Genomic DNA, 1,953 nt, shown 5'->3' on the forward strand with positions numbered 1-1,953 from the left:
GTTGTTGGGTAGGGGAGCGTTCTGTAAGCCGTTGAAGGTGACCTGTGAGGGTTGCTGGAGGTATCAGAAGTGCGAATGCTGACATAAGTAACGATAATGCGGGTGAAAAACCCGCACGCCGGAAGACCAAGGGTTCCTGTCCAACGTTAATCGGGGCAGGGTGAGTCGACCCCTAAGGCGAGGCTGAAAAGCGTAGTCGATGGGAAACAGGTTAATATTCCTGTACTTGGTGTTACTGCGAAGGGGGGACGGAGAAGGCTAGGCTAGCCGGGCGACGGTTGTCCCGGTTTAAGCATGTAGGCGGAGTGACTTGGTAAATCCGGTTGCTTATCAACGCTGAGGTGTGATGACGAGCCACTACGGTGGTGAAGTAGTTGATGCCAAGCTTCCAGGAAAAGCCTCTAAGCATCAGGTAACATTAAATCGTACCCCAAACCGACACAGGTGGTCAGGTAGAGAATACTCAGGCGCTTGAGAGAACTCGGGTGAAGGAACTAGGCAAAATGGTGCCGTAACTTCGGGAGAAGGCACGCTGGCATTAGGTAATGGGACTTGCTCCCGGCGCCGAAGCCAGTCGCAGATACCAGCTGGCTGCAACTGTTTAATAAAAACACAGCACTGTGCAAACACGAAAGTGGACGTATACGGTGTGACGCCTGCCCGGTGCTGGAAGGTTAATTGATGGGGTCAGCCGCAAGGCGAAGCTCTTGATCGAAGCCCCAGTAAACGGCGGCCGTAACTATAACGGTCCTAAGGTAGCGAAATTCCTTGTCGGGTAAGTTCCGACCTGCACGAATGGCGTAATGATGGCCAGGCTGTCTCCACCCGAGACTCAGTGAAATTGAACTCGCTGTGAAGATGCAGTGTACCCGCGGCAAGACGGAAAGACCCCGTGAACCTTTACTATAGCTTGACACTGAACATTGAGCCTTGATGTGTAGGATAGGTGGGAGGCATCGAAGTGTGGACGCCAGTCTGCATGGAGCCAACCTTGAAATACCACCCTTTAATGTTTGATGTTCTAACTCGGCCCCATAATCTGGGGTGAGGACAGTGTCTGGTGGGTAGTTTGACTGGGGCGGTCTCCTCCCAAAGAGTAACGGAGGAGCACGAAGGTTAGCTAATCACGGTCGGACATCGTGAGGTTAGTGCAAAGGCATAAGCTAGCTTGACTGCGAGAGTGACGGCTCGAGCAGGTACGAAAGTAGGTCTTAGTGATCCGGTGGTTCTGAATGGAAGGGCCATCGCTCAACGGATAAAAGGTACTCCGGGGATAACAGGCTGATACCGCCCAAGAGTTCATATCGACGGCGGTGTTTGGCACCTCGATGTCGGCTCATCACATCCTGGGGCTGAAGTAGGTCCCAAGGGTATGGCTGTTCGCCATTTAAAGTGGTACGCGAGCTGGGTTTAGAACGTCGTGAGACAGTTCGGTCCCTATCTGCCGTGGGCGTTGGAAGATTGAGAGGGGCTGCTCCTAGTACGAGAGGACCGGAGTGGACGAATCACTGGTGTTCGGGTTGTCATGCCAATGGCATTGCCCGGTAGCTAAATTCGGAAGAGATAACCGCTGAAAGCATCTAAGCGGGAAACTTGCCTCGAGATGAGTCTTCCCTGGGGCTTTAAGCCCCCTGAAGGAACGTTAAAGACTATGACGTTGATAGGCTGGGTGTGTAAGTGCAGCGATGCATTGAGCTAACCAGTACTAATGATCCGTGAGGCTTAACCTTACAACACCAAAGGTGTTTTAGATTTGAAAGATTGATATTTTCAGCGAAGTTCCGAGATTGGGCTGGCTGGCTGTGTGTGGTATTGCATAGCGGGTTAGTTTAGACAGAATTTGCCTGGCGGCCTTAGCGCGGTGGTCCCACCTGATCCCATGCCGAACTCAGAAGTGAAACGCCGTAGCGCCGATGGTAGTGTGGGGTCTCCCCATGCGAGAGTAGGACACTG

General features: G+C 52.7%; 2 rRNA genes. Both read left to right on the forward strand.

The features are described from left to right. Positions 1-1,730, forward strand: a 23S ribosomal RNA gene (locus V2A85_RS23285); the annotation flags it as partial. Positions 1,731-1,843: 113 nt separating this feature from the next. Then, positions 1,844-1,953 (forward strand): 5S ribosomal RNA (gene rrf / locus V2A85_RS23290); the annotation flags it as partial.

The organism is Yersinia sp. 1252 StPb PI, from assembly GCF_048593885.1.
Taxonomy (GTDB): domain Bacteria; phylum Pseudomonadota; class Gammaproteobacteria; order Enterobacterales; family Enterobacteriaceae; genus Yersinia; species Yersinia enterocolitica_E.